At 67.4% G+C, this 19633-nt stretch carries 19 protein-coding genes and 1 pseudogene; 10 read left to right on the top strand and 10 right to left on the bottom strand.

All coding sequences use genetic code 11. The annotated features are described in order from the left end of the window. Positions 1–60: 60 nt before the first annotated feature. Positions 61–753 carry a DUF5642 family protein gene (locus C6A82_RS21350; RefSeq protein ID WP_311101459.1) on the top strand — a complete coding sequence of 231 codons (693 nt, stop codon included), beginning with the start codon at positions 61–63 and terminating at the stop codon, positions 751–753. Positions 754–781: 28 nt separating this feature from the next. Then, complete coding sequence (locus tag C6A82_RS21345) at positions 782–1450, top strand: DUF5642 family protein (protein ID WP_105349151.1); 669 nt, start codon at positions 782–784, stop codon at positions 1448–1450. A 3-nt stretch (positions 1451–1453) separates the two neighbouring features. Here the strand turns inward: C6A82_RS21345 and C6A82_RS21340 are convergent, their stop codons facing one another. Both C6A82_RS21340 and soxR read right to left on the bottom strand, forming a co-directional pair. Beyond that, positions 1454–2053 (bottom strand): alpha-ketoglutarate-dependent dioxygenase AlkB, encoded by a 600-nt coding sequence (locus tag C6A82_RS21340; RefSeq protein WP_105349099.1) that lies wholly within the window; start codon positions 2051–2053, stop codon positions 1454–1456. 33 nt (positions 2054–2086) lie between these two features. Then, on the bottom strand, positions 2087–2518 hold the full coding sequence (soxR, locus tag C6A82_RS21335; protein WP_199193966.1) for a redox-sensitive transcriptional activator SoxR: 432 nt from the start codon (positions 2516–2518) through the stop codon (positions 2087–2089). Between the two features lie 72 nt (positions 2519–2590). Here soxR and arcA point away from each other — a divergent pair, with 72 nt between their 5' ends. After that, positions 2591–3799 (top strand): arginine deiminase, encoded by a 1209-nt coding sequence (gene arcA / locus C6A82_RS21330; protein WP_105349097.1) that lies wholly within the window; start codon positions 2591–2593, stop codon positions 3797–3799. Positions 3800–3821: 22 nt separating this feature from the next. Here the strand turns inward: arcA and C6A82_RS21325 are convergent, their stop codons facing one another. Next, positions 3822–5297 carry a dolichyl-phosphate-mannose--protein mannosyltransferase gene (locus tag C6A82_RS21325; RefSeq protein WP_105349146.1) on the bottom strand — a complete coding sequence of 492 codons (1476 nt, stop codon included), beginning with the start codon at positions 5295–5297 and terminating at the stop codon, positions 3822–3824. Between the two features lie 94 nt (positions 5298–5391). Between C6A82_RS21325 and rsmI the strand changes: the two genes are divergently transcribed. Genes rsmI through C6A82_RS21310 form a run of 3 tightly spaced genes read left to right on the top strand, consistent with a single transcriptional unit; the run spans position 5392 to position 7444 of the window. Beyond that, positions 5392–6228: a 16S rRNA (cytidine(1402)-2'-O)-methyltransferase gene (rsmI, locus tag C6A82_RS21320; protein ID WP_105349147.1), complete on the top strand. Its 837-nt coding sequence runs from the start codon at positions 5392–5394 to the stop codon at positions 6226–6228. A 17-nt stretch (positions 6229–6245) separates the two neighbouring features. After that, the gene (locus C6A82_RS21315) at positions 6246–6710 is read left to right on the top strand and encodes a hypothetical protein (RefSeq protein ID WP_233217172.1); all 465 of its coding nucleotides are present in this window, start codon (positions 6246–6248) and stop codon (positions 6708–6710) included. Then, positions 6707–7444, top strand: coding sequence for an alpha/beta fold hydrolase (locus C6A82_RS21310; protein WP_105349096.1), 738 nt, complete (start codon positions 6707–6709; stop codon positions 7442–7444). The genes C6A82_RS21315 and C6A82_RS21310 overlap by 4 nt, the downstream gene beginning before the upstream one ends. On the opposite strand, the gene C6A82_RS21305 is transcribed toward C6A82_RS21310, so the two are convergent. From C6A82_RS21305 to metG, 6 genes and pseudogenes are all read right to left on the bottom strand, one after another. Next, entirely contained in the window at positions 7386–8660 is a 1275-nt protein-coding gene (locus C6A82_RS21305; protein ID WP_105349094.1) for an aminodeoxychorismate synthase component I, read from the bottom strand. The two genes, C6A82_RS21310 and C6A82_RS21305, sit on opposite strands and share 59 nt — an antisense overlap. Positions 8661–8672: 12 nt before the next feature. Beyond that, positions 8673–9578, bottom strand: coding sequence for an RNA polymerase sigma-70 factor (locus tag C6A82_RS21300; RefSeq protein ID WP_105349093.1), 906 nt, complete (start codon positions 9576–9578; stop codon positions 8673–8675). Next, a pseudogene (locus tag C6A82_RS21295) lies at positions 9575–10746 on the bottom strand (NAD(P)/FAD-dependent oxidoreductase). The gene C6A82_RS21300 and the pseudogene C6A82_RS21295 overlap by 4 nt, the downstream one beginning before the upstream one ends. Before the next feature lie 103 nt (positions 10747–10849). Beyond that, positions 10850–11752, bottom strand: a complete 903-nt coding sequence (gene sigJ, locus C6A82_RS21290) for an RNA polymerase sigma factor SigJ (RefSeq protein ID WP_311101457.1) — start codon at positions 11750–11752, stop codon at positions 10850–10852. Next, positions 11749–12936, bottom strand: a complete 1188-nt coding sequence (locus tag C6A82_RS21285) for an FAD-dependent oxidoreductase (protein WP_311101456.1) — start codon at positions 12934–12936, stop codon at positions 11749–11751. Before C6A82_RS21285 ends, sigJ begins: the two co-directional genes overlap by 4 nt. 129 nt (positions 12937–13065) lie before the next feature. Beyond that, the gene (gene metG, locus C6A82_RS21280) at positions 13066–14613 is read right to left on the bottom strand and encodes a methionine--tRNA ligase (protein WP_311101455.1); all 1548 of its coding nucleotides are present in this window, start codon (positions 14611–14613) and stop codon (positions 13066–13068) included. A gap of 25 nt (positions 14614–14638) precedes the next feature. Here metG and C6A82_RS21275 point away from each other — a divergent pair, with 25 nt between their 5' ends. The 3 genes from C6A82_RS21275 to rsmA all read left to right on the top strand — a co-directional run bounded on the left by C6A82_RS21275 (position 14639) and on the right by rsmA (position 17614). After that, positions 14639–15481: a TatD family hydrolase gene (locus tag C6A82_RS21275; RefSeq protein WP_105347668.1), complete on the top strand. Its 843-nt coding sequence runs from the start codon at positions 14639–14641 to the stop codon at positions 15479–15481. A 103-nt stretch (positions 15482–15584) separates the two neighbouring features. Beyond that, positions 15585–16712 carry a resuscitation-promoting factor gene (locus C6A82_RS21270; RefSeq protein ID WP_105347669.1) on the top strand — a complete coding sequence of 376 codons (1128 nt, stop codon included), beginning with the start codon at positions 15585–15587 and terminating at the stop codon, positions 16710–16712. Further along, on the top strand, positions 16709–17614 hold the full coding sequence (gene rsmA / locus C6A82_RS21265; protein ID WP_105347671.1) for a 16S rRNA (adenine(1518)-N(6)/adenine(1519)-N(6))-dimethyltransferase RsmA: 906 nt from the start codon (positions 16709–16711) through the stop codon (positions 17612–17614). The genes C6A82_RS21270 and rsmA overlap by 4 nt, the downstream gene beginning before the upstream one ends. Before the next feature lie 3 nt (positions 17615–17617). Here rsmA and C6A82_RS21260 read toward each other — a convergent pair whose 3' ends face one another. Beyond that, complete coding sequence (locus C6A82_RS21260; RefSeq protein WP_105347673.1) at positions 17618–18409, bottom strand: serine/threonine-protein kinase; 792 nt, start codon at positions 18407–18409, stop codon at positions 17618–17620. Between the two features lie 83 nt (positions 18410–18492). Between C6A82_RS21260 and C6A82_RS21255 the strand changes: the two genes are divergently transcribed. Continuing rightward, positions 18493–19455 carry a 4-(cytidine 5'-diphospho)-2-C-methyl-D-erythritol kinase gene (locus C6A82_RS21255; protein ID WP_105347674.1) on the top strand — a complete coding sequence of 321 codons (963 nt, stop codon included), beginning with the start codon at positions 18493–18495 and terminating at the stop codon, positions 19453–19455. Positions 19456–19633 lie beyond the last annotated feature (178 nt).

Raw genomic sequence — 19633 nt, 5'->3', positions numbered from 1 at the left:
CGACCCACTTAATGATCGCTTTAGACACGCAAAGTGTTGCCGATCGGTTCAAATCGCCTCGTGTGGTATCAAACGGGCGTGTGCCGGACCGGGCTCATCCACGCTCTCGCGGTGCTCTGCGTCGTCAACGCCTGCGCCCAACCGGACACGTCCACACAGACCTCGGCGACCACCACGTCCACAGCCAAGGCGCAGGTCAACCCGGCAAGGATCAGCCGCGTTCGCAGCCAGCTGCCGCCGGGGTACGAGATAGCGGAACTCGGCGGGCCCGCCTCGCCTGCGGCGTTCTGGGGCTTGAAGCCCGGATGGGTCACCGACCCGCCGCAATGTGGAGTACTGGCGGACCCGCCCACCGACGAGGCGACGACGAAGGGATGGTCGGGGTCCGGGCCCGGCGGCATCGTGCACGTCGCGGTCACCGGGTCGCACGCGTCTCCGGTCGCCCTGGACCCGGCGATCGTCGCCGATTGTGGGCAGTGGACGATCGCGTCGGGGAACGCCACGGGCACCGTCAATCTGATCGAGGCGCCCGCCATCGAGAATGCCACCACCGTCGGCATCGACACGCGGGCCAACACCTTCGTCGAAGGCGGTACCGAGACGACGTCCGCGGCGTACACGTTCAGCGCCTATTTCGAGGACTACCTGGCGTTCGTCACCGTGGTCACCGATCCGGGGTCGCCGAACCCTCCGCTCGGCCGGGAATTCGCCGCCGATCTATTGGTCAAAACGGTGTCTGCGTTACGGGGCTGAGCCCGTGTCGGCGGGTACATTGGCGGCGATGTTGAACCTGAGGGCGGTGCTCGGCATCGCATGCGTCGGCGCGCTCGCCGCGTGCGGCTCCGCCGAATCGGCAGAGCCCGACCTGTCCCGCGCCGACATCGCCAATATCAAGAGTCTTCGATCGGATTTCCCCGCGCCATTCAAGGTCACCGACATCGCGCCGACGGCAATCGACCCTCGCATCGTCGAGCCCCAAAAGCTCCCTGCGCAAATCAAATTTGATCCTGCCGACTGCGCGAAGTTCGCCAACCAGCAGGTTCTGCCCGCCGGCGTTAAGGGAAACATGGCGGCGCTCACCGCCGAAGGCGACGGCAACAGGTTCATCGTCATCGCGGTCGAGACCTCGGAGAAGATCGCAGTGAACGGCCCGCCGGAGAACTGCAAGAAAGTGGGCTTCGCCGGCCCGGTGATGCGCGGGCTTATCGAGACCGTCGACGCGCCGAAGATCGACGGCGCCGACACGCAGGGCTCCCACCGGGTGATCCAGACGACGGTTGATGGAAAGCCGCGCACCGGTGAGCTGTACAACTACATCGCCCGGCTGGGATCGCTTCTGGTCATCGTCACCGCCAACCCGCTCGTCGTCCCGAACAAGCCCGTCGCCCCGGTCGACACCAAGCGCGCGGGTGCACTGCTCGCCGCCGGCGTGTCCGCCGTGAAAGCCTGAGGCTCAACGCACGTCGTGCGGCCGAAACTGGATACTGATCCGCGGCCCGACAGGTTTCACCGTCTTCGGTATCGCATGCTCCCAGGTGCGCTGGCACGAGCCGCCCATCACCAGCAGGTCACCGTGGTGGTGCTGCAGCCGCAGCGACTTACCGCCTCCGCGCGGGCGCAACGCGAATGTCCTTGTGGCACCCAAACTTACGATAGCCACCATGGTGTCCTGCATGCTGCTGCGGCCGATGTTGTCCCCGTGCCAGGCCACGCTGTCGTCGCCGTTGCGGTAGAGGCACAGGCCCGCGGTGGTGAACGGTTCGCCGAGTTCGCCGCCGTAAGCGTCGTTGAGCCGTCTGCGCATCTGCTTGAGCACGGGATGGGGGACCGGCTCGTCGATCAGGTGGTGGAAGCTGACGAGCCGGGGGACGTCGAGAACGCGGTCGTACATCTGCCTGCGCTCGGCGCGCCAAAGGATGGCGTCCATTAGCTCGTCGAACAACGAGTCCGCGTCGGTCACCCAGCCCGACCGCACCTCAACCCAGGCGCCGTCACCGAGATGCCGGCGCTCGGGGGCGGGGTCGAAGAGAGAGCTCTGCAGCGCCACCTCCATGCGCTTCAGCTTATCGCACACGCGTTCGATTTTTTAGAGCCGCACCGCGCCGGGCCCCTGGCCGGCGAGTACGTCGCCTGGATTGGACAGTGCGCAGGTCTTCAGACTCAGGCAGCCGCAGCCGATGCAGCCGGTGAGATTGTCGCGCAGCCGCTGCAGATGCAGGATGCGGTCGTCGAGGTCCTGGCGCCAACCTGCCGAGAGCCGGGCCCAGTCTTTACTGGTCGGAACGCGGTCGGTGGGCAGCGTGGCCAGGGCCTCGCGAATCCGGGCAAGCGGGATGCCGAGCCGCTGTGACATGCGGATGAACGCGACCCGCCGCAAGCTTTCGCGCGCATAGCGGCGCTGGTTGCCCGACGTACGCCTGCTGGCGATCAGACCCTCGCGTTCGTAGAAGTGCAGTGCCGAGACGGCCACCCCACTGCGGTCGGCCATCTCGCCCGGCGTCAGTTCGTGGATGTCCACACCTAAACCATAGTTGAGGTGGCGGCGCGCACGCGAGGAGCAAAAGGCGTCTGCCGCGCTACGGTGCTTATTGTGTCCGGTTCCGCGCTAGGGGTGAATTCCGAGGTCGGGACGCTGCGGGTGGTCATCCTGCACCGTCCCGGCGCCGAGCTGCAGCGCCTGACGCCGCGCAACAACGACGCATTGCTGTTCGACGGGCTGCCCTGGGTGGCCAAGGCGCAGGCGGAGCACGACGCGTTCGCCGAGGTCCTGCGCTCGCGCGGCGTCGAGGTGCTGCTGGTGTCGGACCTGTTGACCGAGGCGCTGGCCAGCGGCGCGGCAAGGATGCACGGCATCTCGGCCGCGGTGGACTCGCGACGGCTCGGACTGCCGTTGGCTCAACATCTTTCGACGTACCTGCGGACGCTGGAGCCGGCGGGGCTTGCGCATGTCCTGATGGCGGGGATGACGTTCACCGAGCTGCCGATCGCAGTTGGCGAGGTGTCCCTGGTTCGCCGCATGCACCACGGCGGCGACTTCGTCATCGAGCCACTGCCCAATCTGCTGTTCACCCGCGACTCGTCGTTCTGGATCGGCCCGCGGGTGGCGATCACGTCGCTGGCACTGCCCGCTCGGGTTCGCGAGACGTCGCTGACCGACCTGATCTATGCGCACCATCCGCGGTTCCTCGGCGTGCGGCGAGCCTACGAGTCCCGGTCCGCGCCGGTGGAAGGCGGTGATGTGCTGCTGCTTTCGCCCGGTGTGGTCGCCGTCGGGGTGGGGGAGCGCACGACGCCTGCCGGAGCAGAAGCGTTGGCGCGCAGCCTGTTCGACGACGATCTGGCCCACACGGTGCTGGCCGTGCCGATCGCGCAGGAGCGCGCGCAGATGCACCTCGACACCGTCTGCACGATGGTCGACACCGATGCCGCCGTCATGTATCCCAACATCGTCGACTCGCTGTCGGCGTTCACCATTCATCGCAACGGGGACGGCGGGGTGAGGATCGACGACGCCGCGCCGTTCGTCGAAGCCGCCGCGAACGCAATGGGTATCGAGAAGCTGCGCGTGATCGCCACGGGCCTGGACCCCGTCACCGCCGAGCGTGAGCAATGGGACGACGGCAACAACACGCTCGCGGTCGCGCCGGGCGTCGTCGTCGCCTACGAGCGCAACATCGAAACCAATGCACGCCTCGCCGACGCAGGCATCGAAGTGCTACCGATCGCCGCCTCGGAGCTCGGCACCGGCCGCGGCGGGCCCCGCTGCATGTCCTGCCCCGCAGCCCGCGACCACTTGTAGCTCCCCGCGAGCGGGAGCACAATCAGCGCCAGCTGGGCAGCCAGATCTGCAGGTTCCATGTCGACTGCGAGATCGGCAGGCCCGTCAGAATCGGGTACATCCACGTGAAGTTCGTGATCACCAGCGCCACATAACAACTGACCACGATCAGGCCCAGCGTTCTCCGCTCGGCGTTCTGGTTCGGCTGGTGCAGAATGTCGCCGCAGCTCAGTGCGATCGCCATCACGAGGAACGGCGACATCGTCGCGGCATAGAAGAAGTACATCTGCCGGTCGATGTCGGCGAACCACGGCAGAAAGCCCGCGCTGTAGCCCACAAGCACAGCGCCGTATCGCCAATCCTTCTTCACGAACGCCCGCCACAGCGCCCAGCCGAGCACCGGCACTGCGATGAACCACATCGCGGGCGTGCCGACCAGCATCACGGCCTTCACGCACGACTGCGCGCCGCACCCTGGGACGTTGTCCTGGTCGATCGCATACAGCACGGGGCGCAACGACATCGGCCATGTCCACGGCTTGGACTCCCACGGGTGGTGGTTGCCGTCGGCGTTGGTCAGCCCGGCGTGAAACCGGTACGCCGCGTGCGTGTAGTGCCACAGCGACCGGATCGCGTCGGGCAGAAATCCGCCAGGCCCGATCGACTGGCCGACCTCGTACCGGTTGACCCCCGTCTCCGACGCGAACCACGGCGCATACGACGCCAGGTAGACACCGCACGGAATCAGGCCAAGCGCGTAGACGGCCGGCCCGAGGTCGCGGCGCAGCATTCCCGCCCACGGCCTCGGCACGCGGTACTGCCGACGGGCCGCGACATCGAACGCCAGCGTCATCAGCCCGAAGAACACGATGAAGTACAGCCCGGACCACTTTGTCGCACAGGCCAATCCGAGCAAAACACCTGCGCCGAAGCGCCACCAGCGAACGCCGAGCCGCGGTCCCAACGGCGTTTCGCCGATCCGACCTTCCAGCAGTGCGACGTGCATGCGTTCCCGCACCTGGTCCCGGTCGACGATCAACGCGCCGAACGCCGCGATCACGAAGAAGGCGAGGAAGCCGTCCAGTAGCGCCGTCCGCGACGCCACGAAGTTGACCCCGTCGGAGATCAGCAGCAGCCCGGCGATCGCACCGACCATCGTCGAGCGGCTGATCCGCCGCACGGTGCGCGCCACCAGCGCGATCCCGATGACCCCGAGCACCGCACCCGTGAACCGCCAGCCGAGGCCGTTGTAGCCGAAGAGGGCCTCGCCGAAGGCGATCAGCTGCTTGCCGACCGGCGGGTGCACGACAAGCCCGTAACCGGGATTGTCCTCGAGGCCGTTGTTGTGCAACATCTGCCAGGCCTGGGGGGCGTAGTGCTTCTCATCGAAAATCGGCGTGCCCGCATCTGTGGGCGAACGCAGGTTGAGAAACCGCGTCATCGCGGCCAGCGAGGTGACAACCGCTGTCATCACCCAGCCGTTGAGGCGGTCGACGGGCCCGAAATCGGCGACCGGCATCAGCGGCCCCGGGCTGATCACCGGCACCGAGCGCGCGGGCGACTGCGATTCGATGGCGGTGGCGGTCACGGATGCGATCGTAGGCTGTGCTGTGATGAGTCCCGGTCGATTGCTGCTGGCGGCCACCCCGCTGGGGCTGCCCGCTGACGCCTCCGCGCGGCTGATCAGCGGCCTGAGCACTGCCGACGTGGTCGCGGCCGAGGACACCCGCCGCGTCAGGACGCTGGCGAAGGCCCTCGACGTGCGGATTGCCGGGAAAGTCGTGAGCCTGTTCGACCAGAACGAGGCGACACGGGTGCCCGCGCTCGTCGAGGAGATCAAGTCCGGTGCGACGGTGCTTGTGGTCAGCGACGCGGGCATGCCCGTGATCAACGATCCCGGCTACCGCCTGGTGTCGGCGTGCGTGGACGCCGGGCTGACCGTGAGCTGCCTACCGGGGCCTTCGGCGGTGACGACGGCGTTGGCGGTCTCGGGGCTGCCCGCCGACCGGTTCTGCTTCGAGGGATTCCCGCCGCGCAAGCACTCGGCCCGCAGGACATGGCTGACGGGCCTGCTCGCCGAGCAGCGCACCGCGGTGTTCTTCGAGTCGCCTCGGCGGCTCGCGGCCTGCCTGCGGGACGCAGTGGAGGTGCTCGGGCCGCAGCGCCGCGCCGTGGTGTGCCGCGAGCTGACCAAGACCCACGAAGAGGTCGTCCGCGGCTCGCTCGCCGAACTCGCCGAGTGGGCCGTCGACGGTGTGCTGGGCGAGATCACCATCGTGCTGGCCGGCGCAGAACCGCACGCGGACCTGGAGACGCTGGTTGCCGAGGTGACCGCGCTCGTCGACGACGGCGCGCGGGTCAAGGACGCGTGCGCACAGGTCGTCGCCGCCAATCCCGGCTCGCCGTCGCGGCGCGAGCTTTACGATGCGGTTCTGCGCTCGCGCGATTGAGAGAACGGTGGGCCCTCGTGAGTACCGCGATATCTGTGGTTTTGATCGTCGTCGGGGTCCTGGCCGTGCTGGTGCTGGTCTGGATTCCGATCATCGCGTGGCTTCGCCGTCGCGCACGCGCCGCGGCAGGCCGGCTGGCGACAGAGATCGAGGGCGAAACGGTTGTGCGAGCACCGGAGAAGGGCTCGTACCGCGGAGCGACGGCACCCGGCTATCCGATGGTCAAGAACACGGGACTGATTGCGCTGACGGGACGCCGGCTGGTTTTTCTGACACTCACCGGCAAGCTGATCGACGTGCCCGTCGACGCGATCACCGGCGTGCGGGAGGCGGCCGTCTTCAAGGGATCGGTGGTTGGCGGACACAACCATCTGATCGTGGAGACTGCCGCGGGTGAGATCGGTTTCTACGTCTTCTCGGGTACCGCAGGCTGGATAGCCGCGCTCTCGGCTGCTACACCCGGAGCGCCCACGTCGCCGTGACGCTGCCCGCGCTCGTCCTCGTCCACGGCGGCCAGCACGCCGCCGACTGCTGGGATGCGACGGTCGACGAAATCCACCGCCGGGCACCGGATCTGGCCGTGCTCACGCTCGACCTGCCCGGGCGGCGCGGAAAACGCGGCGACCTTCTCGACGCCCACATCGACGACTGGGTGGACTCGTTGCTCGCCGACATCGACGATGCAGATATCGGCGAGTTCGTCATCGTGGGCCATTCCCTTGCCGGGCTCACCGTGCCCGGAGTCGTGGCCAAGCTCGGCCGGTCGCGCGTGCGCGAGATGGTGCTCGCCGCCGCTTTCGTCCCGCCGCAGGGAGCCGCCGTCGTCGACACTCTGCCGGGTCCGATCGGACGCTACACCCGCCGCAACGCGCACAAGCGCATCTCCGGAACTCTGCCACCATTGTTGGCGGAGTTCGTGTTCTGCAACGGGATGACGCGCTCGCAGCGCAGGTTCAACCGGGTCCGGTTCTACCCGGAGTCGTCGTCGATCATCTTCGACAAGGTCGACCGGTCCGGTCTTCCCGACGACGTGCCGCGCACCTGGATCCTGACGCTGCGTGACCGCGCGCTGTCGGTGGCGTCGCAGCAGCGGTCGATTGCAGCGCTGGGCGGGGTGCACACCATGCTGCCGATGGATACCTGCCACAACCTGATGGTCAGTGAGCCCGAACTGCTGGCCGAGGTGCTCGTCGAGCGCTGTCGGCTGTATCGATGAGCGGCGCCGCCTTGTGCAGGCATTCGTCCCATTCGCGATCGGGATCGGAGTCCGCTGTGATGCCGCCGCCGACGCCGAGTACCGCCGAGCCGTCGGCGCCGAACTCGACGGTTCTGATTGCCACGTTCAGCTCACACCCCGCAATCGGTGACGCGAAACCGACTGTGCCGCAGTAAACCCCGCGCCGATGCGATTCCCAGCCCGCCAACAGTCGGCGGGCCCGCGCCTTCGGTGTGCCGGTGACCGATGCGGGCGGGAACGCCGCGTCCAGCAGCTGCGCCATCGGCATGTCGATCGGTACGCGCGCGGACACGGTGGAAACCAGATGCCACACACCCGGCGCCGGTCGCACCGCGAGAAGCTCCGGTACCGTCACCGATCCCGTCACCGCAACGCGGCTCAGGTCATTGCGGACCAGGTCGACGATCATGATGTTCTCTGCGACGTCCTTCACCGACGCCCGCAGCGCCGCGGGATCCGCCGACCGCGGCAGCGTGCCTTTGATCGGACTCGACGTCACCGCATCACCCGCCCGCCGGAGGAACAGCTCGGGTGAAAGCGACGCCACCGCACCCCAGTCACCCGCCAGAAACGCCGCGCGCGCAGGCGAAGTCCGTTCGGCGGCGTCGACGAAGAAGTCGATCGGTGCGCCATCGATGGTGCCCGCGAACTGCGTGCACACACACGCCTGATAGATCTCGCCCGCGGCGATGGCCTCGAGGCACGCGAGCACACCCCGCCGATGCGCGTCGCGATCAGCTTCGCCCCATGTGATGTGGAAGTCGCTCGCAGGCAACGGATTCCGCAGTGCTTCTTCGACCCATTCCGGAAGTGCTGCGTCGGTGAGGCTCTCGTACCACCAGTGCCCGTCGCTGTCCTGACGCAGCACGCAGTCGGTCCAGCCGCCGGCGGCTTCGGGGATACGCGGTGGACGTCCGTCGGCCCCGGCATCCGGATACGACAGGTAGCCGAACCAGCCACCACCCACGGCCTCGTCGTCGCGATTTCGGCGCGCCTGGTCACGCTGAGCGTTACCCAGCGCGCCGAAATCGCTGACGGGCTCGACCGCGAGTGACGGCGCGATGACCGCCCCTGAGCCGAACCACTCGCCGATCAACGCGCCTGGCGGCGCCATGCCGCGTCGCTCCGCGGCAGCAGCGATCGCGCGCAGCACCCGCGGGGCGCTGCCGGGGTCGCCGAGCCGCTCGATCCGCATCGACTCAGCTTGTCAGACGTCGCGGCTGATCTGCCGCGGGATGTCAATGCCGGACAACTTCTCGGGATTGCGCATCGCGTAGAAGTTGCTGATCAGCCCGTCGGTGATCTCGACGGTGATGATGCCCTCGAAACTGTCGCCGAGATACAGCTTCAGCGCAGGCGCGTTGTTGTACATCGCCGGTTCGACGCGGCCCGATTCGCCTGCCACCCGGACCAGCCCGACCACCAGCTTCGCCACCTTCTCCGCGCCCCTCACCGGCCTGCGGGCGGCGGTCGCCTTGCCGTCGCTGTCGGCGGTCCACACGACGTCGGGCGCCAGCATCTTCAGCAGTCCGTCGACATCGCCCGTCGAGACGGCGGCGAAGAAACGCGCGGTGATCTCCATCGACATCGTCGGGTCGACGGGCTCGAACCGCTTGCGGCGCGCCTGCACATGTTCGCGTGCCCGGTGCGCCAGCTGACGCACCGCGCTGGGCGACTTCTCGATCGTCGACGCGATCTCCTCGTGGCTGAAGCCGAATACCTCGCGCAGCACGAACACCGCGCGTTCGTCGGGGCTCAACGTCTCCAGCACGACGAGCATCGCCATCGAAACCGATTCGGCGAGCACCACATCGGCCGACGCGTCCTTGGATTCGACCAGCAACGGTTCGGGCAGCCACGGGCCGATGTAGTCCTCGCGCCTTCGGGACTGCGCCCGCAGGGCGTTGAGCGACTGCCGGGTGACGAGCTGGGCGAGGTAGGACTTGGTGTCGCGCACCGTCGCGAGGTCCACGTCGGCCCAGCGCAAGTAACTCTCCTGCAGCACGTCGTCGGATTCCGTTGCACTGCCCAGGATCTCGTAGGCGATCGTGAACAGCAGCGGACGCAGATGCGTGAACCGTTCGGCGTGTTCGTCACCCGGCTTGGCGCTCATCGGATTGCAGCCAGCTTTCCGGCTTCCGACAGCTGCAACCTGCGGTCGGCGCCCTTCAATGACCTGTACGAGCCCGGCTTCTTCGCCTCGCCCGCCATCCATTTGAGCGTCCACCGGCACACCTGCTCCTTGACGAACGCACCCGCCCTGCCGCCGATGTACGCGTTTGTCGGGGTGTCGTCCTTGCGCTGAAGCTGCACCGTGCCTGCGCCGCGGCCGAGGCTGATGCATTGACCGGACATCGGCACGCTGACCTCCGCGGGATCGGTGCCCGCGATGCGGCTCAGGATGGTGTTCGCGGCTTGGGCGCCCAACGGCAGGGCCGCCTGGCAGCTCATCCGGTAGGGCAGGCCCGACGGCGAGACGGCGTCGCCGGTCCCGACGATCCGGTCGTCGTCGAGGCTGGTGAGCGTCTCGTCGGCGAGCAGCCGCCCCGCTGCGTCGGTGGTGAGTCCGCTGGCCGCGGCGAGGCCGGGAACGCCGAAGCCCGCGGTCCACACGGTCACGGCACTCGGCAGCGCCTGCCCGTCGGCCAGCAGAACCGCGTCGGCTGTCACCGCCGACACGGGCGTCTCGATGACGGTGACACCGAGCTTGCGCAGCCGCTTGGCCACCGACCGGCGGCCAGGATCGCTCAGCGACGGCGCCAGCTTGTCGCTGACCAGCGTCACGGTCCGGCCCGCCGCGGCGAACTCGGAGGCGGCTTCGATACCGGGCAGGCACCGCCGACGATCACGACCGGCGCCGCCATCGGGGTATCGGCCAGCCGGGCCCGCAGCCGTTGGGCCTGCTCGAGTTCACTCAGGGGATAGGCGAACTCGCGTGCACCCTGCACACCGGCCGACACGGCGCCGGTGCTGCCGACTGCATAGACCAGATAGTCGTAGCTCAGCGCCGCGCCCGACGTCAGCTCGACGCGACGGGCAGCGGCGTCGATGCGCTCGGCGCCGTCGACGACGAGCCGGATGTCGCCGTTGAGGATCGTCGCGTAGTCCTCCACCGCGTCGTCGTTGTCGATCGCGAGCTGGTGCAACCGGATCCGCTCGACGAACGTCGCGCGCGGGTTCACCAGCGTGACGTCCGCGGCGCCTTTGCAGAGCCGGTTGGCGGCCATCACGCCGGCGTAGCCGCCGCCGATCACCACGACGCGGGCCTTGTTCTCGGTCATTCTGTATCTCCTCGGGTCACCCCGGCTCTCCGTTGGGCCGGTCTGACCTCGAGACACCACCCACATCCGGAGTGTGACAGCTTTTCCCGCGGTGTGGCGGACGTCACGATCGGCTGAGCATGCGGGGAATCGTGATATTAGCCAGCTTGTCCGGGTTGCGTATCGCGTAGAGGTTGGTGATCTGGTCGTCGATGATCTCGAAGACGAATAAGCCCTCCAGATGGTCGCCCCCGCTGTAGATCACCATTGCGGGCGCGCTGTTGTAGACCGCCATCTCGAACCTCAGGTCCATCCGTTTGGACGCCCGGAAGAGCGCCATCATCACAGTTGCGACCTTCCTCGCGCCGACGAGCGGGCGCGGCAACGCGCTCGCCTTGCCGCCGTGGTCGGCGGTCCAGGTGGCCCCCGGCGCCAGCAGCGCCATCAGCCCCTCCATGTCGCCGGTGCTCGCCGCGGCCAGGAACTGCTCGGTGATCTGGGCGTTGCGCTTCGCGTCGACAGGGCCGAACCGCTTACGCCGCGCATGTACGTGCTCACGGGCGCGATGCGCCATCTGGCGCACCGACGCCGTGGATTTGCCGACCGCGCCCGCGATTTCGTCGTAGTCGAAGCCGAACACTTCGCGAAGGACGAACACCGCCCGCTCGTCGGGAGTGAGTGTTTCGAGAAGCACCAGCATGGCCATTGAAACCGATTCCGCGAGAACGACATCAGCCGACGCATCAGAATCGAGCAGAACCGGCTCCGGTAGCCACGGCCCGACGTAGTCCTCGCGACGACGGGCTCGCGTCCGCAGCGCGTTGAGCGCCTGGCTGGTCACCAGCTGCGCCAGGTACGACTTGGTGTCGCGAACGGTCGCGAGGTCCACCTCGGCCCACCGCAGATAGCTGTCCTGCAGCACGTCGTCGGATTCGGTTGCCGAGCCGAGGATTTCGTAGACGATCGTGAACAGCAGCGGCCGCAGATGCATGAACCGCTCGGCATGCTCGCTCCCCGGGGTGGTCACGTTTCCGCGACCACCCGGGAGGCGAAGGCCGGCTGCTCGGGACGCGGGCCGCCCTTGAACCAGAAACCGAAGGTCGGCTTGCGTGCACCGCGGCGCAGTCCCCACACCGTGCCCTTGCAGATCGCCTCCTTCAGCGACGCTGCGATGCGTCCGCCGACGAAGTAATCCACCGGGCTGTCGTCCTTGCGTCCGAACTGGAGCAGCCCGGCGCGCCTGCCGAGGCTGATGCACGCTCCTGCGAACCCGTACTCGAAGTCCGCGGGTTGCGTTCCCCCGATTCGGCTCAACACCGTGTTGGCGGCTTGCGGCCCCAGCTGAGAGGCTGATGCGCAGCACATCCGCAGCGGTGCGCCCGACGGAGAGGCACAGTCGCCCGCGGCGACGATGCGCGGATCGTCAACACTCGTCAGGGTCTCATCGGTGAGCAGTCGACCCAGCGAATCCGTGCGCAGGCCGCTGACAGTGGCGAGTTCTGGTACGCCGAAACCCGCCGTCCATATGGTGATAGCGCTCGGACGGACGGCGCCATCGGCGAAGACCACCGCGTCCTGCCGCACTTCGGTGACGACGTCGGCCTCGAGCACTGTGACTCCGAGCTTCCGCAACACTTTGGCGACCGACCGCCGTCCCGGCGCGGACAGGTACGGCCCTAATTGACCGCCGCAAACCAGCGTCACTTTCCGGCCCTGCTCGGCGAGCTCACTGGCCGCTTCGACCCCGGTCAGCCCGGCGCCGACAACGGTCACCGGGGCGTCTGGATGCACGTCGTCGAGCGCGGCGCGCAGGCGCTGCGCCTGCTCCAACTCTGCTATCGGATAAGCGTATTCGGCCGCGCCGGGCACTGATGCGGGTACGGCGCCGGTGCTGCCGACGGCATAGATGACGTAGTCGTAGTCCAGCGCGCCGCCCGATGCCAGCTCGACGTGCCGGTCCGCGGTGTCGATGCGGGTGGCTTCGTCGACGACCAGCTTGATGCCCGCGCCGAGCAGTGAGCCGTAATCGACCGTCGCGTCGTAGTTACCGGCCACGACTTGGTGCAGCCGGATTCGTTCGACGAATTTCGGTCGCGGGTTCACCATCGTGATGTCGATGTCGCCGCGCATCCGGAGGTGGTTGGCCGCCAATGTGCCGGAGTAGCCGCCGCCGATGACGACGACCTTCTTGGGTGCGTTGTGATCAGTCATGCCCTCAAGACACCGCCGACGACCGAGACGTGACAGAGTGTGACACGCGTCACTCTCGTTTCCCGCGAGCAGACGCAAAAGTGCCGTGACACGCCGAGGAATGGGAACTTTTGCGTCTGCTCGCCGAGGTCACTCCACCTGGTAACGAGGGAACACGCCCACCGGGGCGGGCAGGTGCGTGCCAGGGGCCAGCCGGGTGCCGATCGCGGCGAAAGTCCGTTGGTCATCTGGCTGGCCCAGCAGATCCAGCAGCTTGGCCGACGACTCCGGCATCACCGGCTGCGACAGCAGCGCCGCTACCCGCACCACCTCCATCGTCGTGTAGAGCACCGTGCGGAAGCGGCGCTGATCGGCCTCGGCCTCCGACTTGCGCAGCACCCACGGCTCCTGCGACGAGAAGTACCGGTTCGCCTCACCCAACACCGCCCAGACGGCCTCGAGCGCGAGGTGCATCGCGGGCACCTCGAAGTGCGCTCGCACCTTGCCGAAAAGCGCATCGGCTTCGTCGAACAGCGCGCGGTCCTCGTCGGTGAAATCGCCCGGCTCGGGCACGATCCCGTCGAGGTTCTTGGCCACCATCGACAGCGACCGCTGCGCGAGGTTGCCCAGCTCGTTGGCGAGGTCGGCGTTGATGCGGCTGATGATCGCGTCCTCGCTGTAGCTGCCGTCCTGCCCGAACGGCACCTCCCGCAGGAAGAAGTAGCGCACCGGGTCGACGCCGAAGGTGTCGACGAGGTTCTCCGGGTTGACGACGTTGCCCACCGACTTGCTCATCTTCTCGCCACGATTGAGCACAAAGCCATGCGCGAACACCCTGCGCGGCAACTCGATTCCGGCTGACATCAGAAACGCGGGCCAGTACACGGTGTGGAACCGGATGATGTCCTTGCCGATCATGTGCAGGTCCGCAGGCCAGAACCGACGGAAAGCCTCGGAGTCGGTATCGGGAAAGCCGACGCCGGTCAGGTAGTTGGTCAATGCGTCGACCCAGACGTACATCACGTGGTCGGGATGGTCGGGCACCTGCACGCCCCAGTCAAAGGTCGTGCGCGATATCGACAGGTCGCGCAGTCCACCGGAGACGAAGCTGACCACCTCGTTGCGCCGGACGTCGGGGCCGATGAACTCCGGGTGCGCCTCGTAATGGGCGAGCAGCTTGTCGGCATAGGACGAAAGCTTGAAGAAGTACGTCGCTTCCTCGGTCCATGTCACCGGCGCACCGGTCTCGGTCGCGATGCGAACTCCGTCGGAGCCGACGCTGGTCTCGGCCTCGGTGAAGAAGCGCTCGTCGCGAATGGAGTACCACCCTTTGTACGAGTCCAGATAGATGTCGCCGGACTCGTTCATCCGCTTCCAGATGTCGATGGATGCCTCGATGTGGTCGGCATCGGTGGTGCGGATGAATCGGTCGTAGGAGATGTTGAGCTTGTCCTGCAGCCGCTGGAACACGTCGGAATTCCGGCGAGCCAGCTCTGCGGTCGGAATGCCCTCGGCCGCAGCGGTCTCGGCCATCTTCAGGCCGTGCTCGTCAGTACCGGTCAGATAGCGCACGTCGAAGCCGTCAAGCCGCTTGAAACGGGCGATGGCGTCGGTGGCGATGTATTCGTACGCGTGCCCGATGTGCGGAGCACCGTTCGGGTACGTGATCGCTGTCGTTATGTAGTACGGCTCGCTCATTTCCACACCACCTTATGGTGTGCGTGTGAGCAGTAGCCGTTCGGCGCCACCGCCCCCCGAACCGTTGTCCCCGCTGGTCGACGCCCACACCCACCTCGACGCCTGCGGAGCCGCGACCGCCGACGACGTGCGCGCAATCCTGGACCGCGCCGCGGCCGTCGGCGTGCAGGCCGTCGTGACCATCGCCGACGACCTCGAGTCGGCCCGCTGGACCACCGAGGCCGCCGACTGGGACCCGCGGGTCTACGCAGCCGTGGCGCTGCACCCGACGCGCGCCAACGCGCTCACCGACGAGGCGAAGACGGTCATCGAACGGTTGGCTGGCCACCCTCGCGTCGTGGCGATCGGCGAGACGGGCATGGACAACTACTGGCCCGGCCGACTCGACGGCTGCGCGACGCCCGGCGAGCAGCGCGAGGCGTTCGCCTGGCACATCGAGCTGGCCAAGCGGATGGGCAAGCCGCTGATGATCCACAACCGCGACGCCGACGCCGACGTGCTCGACGTGCTGCGGGCCGAGGGGGCCCCGCCGACGGTCATCTTCCACTGCTTCTCGTCCGACGCCGAGATGGCGCGGACCTGTGTCGACGCGGGATGGGTGCTGAGCCTGTCGGGCACCGTGAGCTTTCGCAACGCCCGCGCACTACGCGAGGCGGCCACGCTGATCCCGGCCGGCCAGCTGTTGGTGGAGACCGACGCGCCGTTTCTGACCCCGCATCCCTATCGCGGCGCGCCCAACGAGCCGTACTGCTTGCCCTACACCGTGCGCGCGCTGGCCGATATCGTGGGCCGGCCCGCCGTCGACGTGGCGGCCGAGACGTCGGCGACCGCCGCCCTGGTCTATGGCCTCGCTGTGAACACGCGGTGAACGGGACGCGAGTTGCCGTTGCTGAGACGTTTCGTTACCGTCTTGTGATCGATGTCGGGGGGACTGAAGCAGACCGGGGTCCGAGTCGGGGATTAGCACTGATTTGAATGCATTGAACAAGCTCCATGAATCGCGCTCGCCGCACCTGCGGGCGCTTGTTTTCGTGACGTTGCTCGCCCTCACGTTCGCCGGCGGCTTCGCGGTGGCCGCCCACAAGACCGTCACGCTGACCGTCGACGGCACCGAAATGACGGTCGCGACCATGAAGTCGCGGGTCATCGACGTCGTCACGGAGAACGGCTACGACGTCGGCGACCGCGACGACCTCTACCCGGCTGGCGACCAATCCGTGCACCAGGCCGAGGCGATCGTGCTGCGGCGTAGCCGCCCGTTGCACATCTCCGAGGACGGCCGGAGCAGCCGCGAGCTGTGGACGACTGCGTCCACCGTCGACGAGGCTTTGGCTCAGCTGGCGATGGCGGACAAGGCCCCCGCGGCGGCGTCGCGCGGCAGCCGCGTGCCGCTCGGCGGGATGTCACTACCGGTGGTCAGTGCCAAGAACGTGCAGCTCAACGACGGTGGCGTGATGCGGACGGTGCGGATGGCCGCGCCGAGTGTCGGCGACCTGCTGGCCGCCGCAGGGGCTCCGCTGGATCAGAACGACTCGGTGGTGCCCGCCGCCTCCGCCCCGGTTGTGGAGGGCATGCAGATCAAGGTCACCCGGGTCCGGATTGAGAAAGTCACCCAGCGCGTGCCGTTGCCGCCGAACAACCAGCGCATCGAGGACCCGACGATGAACATGAGCCGTCAGGTCGTCGAGAACCCCGGAACTCCCGGCGTTCAAGACGTAACGTTTGCCGTCGCGAAGGTCAACGGGGCGGAGACCGGAAGGTTGCCAGTAGCCAATGTCATCGTCACTCCGGCCGTCGATGGGGTGCTTCGGGTGGGTGTGAAGCCGGGCACGGAAGTGCCGCCGGTGTCCAATGGCGGCACGTGGGATGCGCTGGCCGGATGCGAAGCCGGCGGCAACTGGGCAATCAACACCGGCAACGGATACTTCGGCGGTGTGCAATTTGATCAAAACACCTGGGAGCGGAACGGCGGTCTGAGGTATGCTGCTCGGGCAGATTTGGCAACACGTGAAGAACAGATCGCGATTGCTGAGGTCACTCGAGCCCGTCAAGGTTGGGGTGCGTGGCCCGTATGTAGCGGGAGAGTGGGGGCGTCCTGACCATCAGATTGCTGGGCCGTACCGAAATTCGGCACCTCGCCAAAGAGCTTGACTTCAGGCCGCGCAAGTCGTTCGGCCAGAACTTCGTTCACGACGCGAACACCGTGCGCCGTGCGGTTTCGGCATCCGGAGTCAACCGCCACGACCATGTTCTCGAGGTCGGCCCCGGACTCGGATCACTGACGCTCGCACTGCTCGACCGCGGCGCGAAGGTCACCGCTGTCGAGATCGATCCGGTGCTGGCGGGTCAACTGCCGCACACCGTCGCCGAGCACTCGCACAGCGAGATCAACCGGCTTTCCGTGCTGCATCACGACGTGCTCGACCTGGCACCAGGTGACCTGCCCGAGCAGCCGACCGCGCTGGTTGCGAACCTGCCGTACAACGTCGCCGTTCCCGCCCTGCTGCACCTGCTCGCCGATTTCCCGACGATCCGCACCGTGATGGTCATGGTCCAGGCCGAAGTGGCCGAGCGGCTGGCCGCCGAACCCGGCGGCAAGGACTACGGCGTGCCGAGCGCCAAGATCCGGTTCTACGGCAAAGTGCGCAGGCACGGCATGGTGTCACCGACGGTGTTCTGGCCAATCCCGCGCGTCTACTCGGGTCTTGTTCGCATCGACCGGTACGAGACCTCGCCGTGGCCGACCGACGAAGGCTTCCGTCAGCAGGTGTTCAACCTGATCGACATCGCTTTCGCCCAGCGCCGCAAGACATCTCGCAACGCCTTCGCCGAGTGGGCGGGCAGCGGCAATGAGTCGGCGCGACGGCTGCTCGCCGCCAGCATCGACCCGTCCCGACGGGGCGAGACGCTGTCCGTCGCCGACTTCGTGAGGCTGCTGGAGCGCTCGGGTGTCTGGGACCCCCAGACGAAACGCGTCATCGAACCCGTTGAATCGCCGTAGCCGCTAGCCCAGCGCGCGATCGAGCTGTTCGATCAGTTGCACACAAGAGTCGTAACGGCTCTCGGGGAGCTTCGCCAACGCTCTGTGCAGCCACGTGTCGAAAAGGCGTGGCACCCAAGGGATCTTCTTCGAGTAGCTGGGCACCGGCCTGCTGAGGTGTGCGTCGACGAGTTCCATCCACGTCTCGGCTGAATACGGCGGACGGCCGATCAGCAGCTCCACGGCGGTGCATGCCAGCGCGTACTGATCGGTGAGAGCGGACGGCGGCCTGCCGCGCAGCAACTCCGGCGCCGAGTACGGCAGCGAGGTCTCGATGCGTGTCGCATGCCAGCCGACCGTCTCGGCGACCGCGAACGCGACGCCGAAGTCGATGAGCACTGACCGCGAGCAATCCTGTGATACAAGAATATTCGTCGGCTTGACGTCGCAGTGCACGATCCCGCATTGATGGATGTAGTCCAACGCATCGGCGATCTGGGCGAGTGTTCGGAGCTTGTCGGTCCAGGTGATAAGGCGGGTAGCGGTGCCGCCATCGACCAACTCCATCGTGAGCCAGCCGTGGCCCTGCCGGTACACGGTGATGACGTGGGGATGGTCGAGTTGATGCGCGAACTCGAATTCTTTTCGCAGCTTGGCGATCTGATCGTCACCGCGGTGATGCTCGTCGAGAACCTTCAGCGCCACAGCGTGATTCGGCTCGGCGGCGGTATGTGCCCGGTACACAGCGGCGTATCCGCCACGCCCGAGGGTGGTGTCGACGACATAACCCTCGAACTCCACGCCTACGGGAAGCACGCTCCCAGCCTAGGACGGCCCAGCGCCCTGCCTTTTGCTCGCATGACTTCTTCTGCGCGGCATCTCGGCGCTAATGTCGTGCCGTGGCAGGCGGCAGCATCGCATCCGAGTGGGTTCCCACCGGGTCGGTGACCGTGCGGGTGCCGGGCAAGGTCAACCTCTATCTGGAAGTCGGCGACCGCCGCGACGACGGCTATCACGAGCTGACCACTGTTTTCCATGCGGTTTCGCTGCTCGACGAGGTCACCGTCCGCAACGCCGATGTGCTGTCACTCGAGATGGTGGGGGAGGGCTCGGCCTCGCTGCCCACCGACGAGCGCAACCTCGCCTGGCGGGCCGCAGAACTGATGGCCGAACACGTCGGTCGAGCCCCCGACGTGGCGATCACCGTGGAGAAGACGATCCCGGTCGCGGGCGGGATGGCAGGCGGCAGCGCCGACGCGGCGGGGGTGCTTGTCGCCATCAACTCGCTGTGGGAGCTCGGCGTGCCGCGCCGCGACCTGCACACCTTGGCCGCCCGGCTAGGCAGCGACGTGCCGTTCGCGCTGCATGGCGGCACGGCGCTGGGTACCGGCCGCGGCGAGGAACTGGCGACCGTGCTGGCCAGGAACACGTTCCACTGGGTGCTCGCATTCGCCGACGGTGGCATGTCCACTCCGGCGGTCTTCGCCGAGATCGACCGGCTGCGCGATGCGAAGGACCGCGCCCTGCCGCCCGCGCTCGAGGATCCCGAGCCCGTGCTTGCCGCCCTTGCGTCGGGAGACGCGGCGGCATTGGCCCCGCTGCTGGGCAACGACCTGCAGTCCGCGGCGCTGAGCCTCAACCCGGGCCTGCGCCGGACGCTGCGGGCGGGTGTCGAGGCGGGCGCCCTTGCCGGGGTCGTGTCCGGTTCAGGGCCGACGTGCGCGTTCCTGTGCCGGTCGTCGTCGTCGGCAGTCAACGTCGGTGCGGAGCTGGCTGGGGCGGGCGTGTGCCGCACTGTGCGGGTGGCCAGCGGCCCGGTTCAGGGCGCGCGGGTGGTTCCTGCGCCCACACCGCAGGTGTGACACGAACCTCAATCGCTGCATTGGTTTGGCAGTTACTTAAGAGTTGCCTAAGATGATCAGCGGTGAAAACTAGCGGTCAAGATGCGGACGCTACCGCCGCCGGGAAATCCGGTGGGCGGGCGTCCCGCCCTAGCGAATCACCGAATCGAGACCTAACCGCGCTCCAAATGTGCGCGCG

This window comes from Mycobacterium sp. ITM-2016-00318, from assembly GCF_002968285.2.
Lineage (GTDB): Bacteria > Actinomycetota > Actinomycetes > Mycobacteriales > Mycobacteriaceae > Mycobacterium.
The sequence above is the reverse complement of the archived record's forward strand: the minus strand, read 5'-3'. Positions and strand labels throughout refer to the sequence as shown.

What these genes read in the sequence shown, in the direction of transcription:
- C6A82_RS21345 (WP_105349151.1), top strand. Translation starts at nt 782, where the DNA reads ATGTTGAACCTGAGGGCGGTGCTCGGCATCGCATGCGTCGGCGCGCTC.
- C6A82_RS21340 (WP_105349099.1), bottom strand. Translation starts at nt 2,053, where the DNA reads ATGGAGGTGGCGCTGCAGAGCTCTCTCTTCGACCCCGCCCCCGAGCGC.
- C6A82_RS21325 (WP_105349146.1), bottom strand. Translation starts at nt 5,297, where the DNA reads ATGCCGGTCGCCGATTTCGGGCCCGTCGACCGCCTCAACGGCTGGGTG.
- rsmI (WP_105349147.1), top strand. Translation starts at nt 5,392, where the DNA reads ATGAGTCCCGGTCGATTGCTGCTGGCGGCCACCCCGCTGGGGCTGCCC.
- C6A82_RS21305 (WP_105349094.1), bottom strand. Translation starts at nt 8,660, where the DNA reads ATGCGGATCGAGCGGCTCGGCGACCCCGGCAGCGCCCCGCGGGTGCTG.
- C6A82_RS21300 (WP_105349093.1), bottom strand. Translation starts at nt 9,578, where the DNA reads ATGAGCGCCAAGCCGGGTGACGAACACGCCGAACGGTTCACGCATCTG.
- C6A82_RS21285 (WP_311101456.1), bottom strand. Translation starts at nt 12,936, where the DNA reads ATGACTGATCACAACGCACCCAAGAAGGTCGTCGTCATCGGCGGCGGC.
- metG (WP_311101455.1), bottom strand. Translation starts at nt 14,613, where the DNA reads ATGAGCGAGCCGTACTACATAACGACAGCGATCACGTACCCGAACGGT.